We start from the raw sequence: 390 nt of genomic DNA on the forward strand, positions 1-390 counted from the left end.
AGTGCCGATCGCGCCCACGTGCAGTGCGGCGCCGCCGGCGAAGGCGATGACGCAGTCCGCGCCCAGCACCCGCAGCCGGCCGCCCAGCAGTGTGAACTCCAGCGCGGCGGCGTCGGGCGCGTTGCCGATGAGCGCGTTGGCAACGCGCAGTGCGCCCGGATCCATGGCGCCGGAAGGGGGCACGCCCATGTGCTCATGGCCGGGGCGGCCGAGGTCCTGCACCGTGGTCAGCATGCCGGGCGCTTCGACGAGCAGTCGCGCGCTCATGGGTCGACTCCGGGACCCGGTTGCGGACGATGGGCGGGATCGTCCTGCCAGGCGGCAAGGCGTTCGAACGTCGCCTCGTCGATGGGCCGGAACACGATCTCGTCGCCAGCCTCGAACAGAAAG

1 pseudogene is annotated in these 390 nt (G+C 72.1%); it reads right to left on the minus strand.

Annotated features, from left to right (window positions below):
• Positions 1–267, minus strand: a pseudogene (locus RCF13_RS10645) (hypothetical protein); the annotation flags it as partial.
• Positions 268–390: the final 123 nt, after the last annotated feature.

The sequence above is a fragment of the Stenotrophomonas maltophilia group sp. RNC7 genome, from assembly GCF_030910085.1.
GTDB lineage: Bacteria > Pseudomonadota > Gammaproteobacteria > Xanthomonadales > Xanthomonadaceae > Stenotrophomonas > Stenotrophomonas sepilia.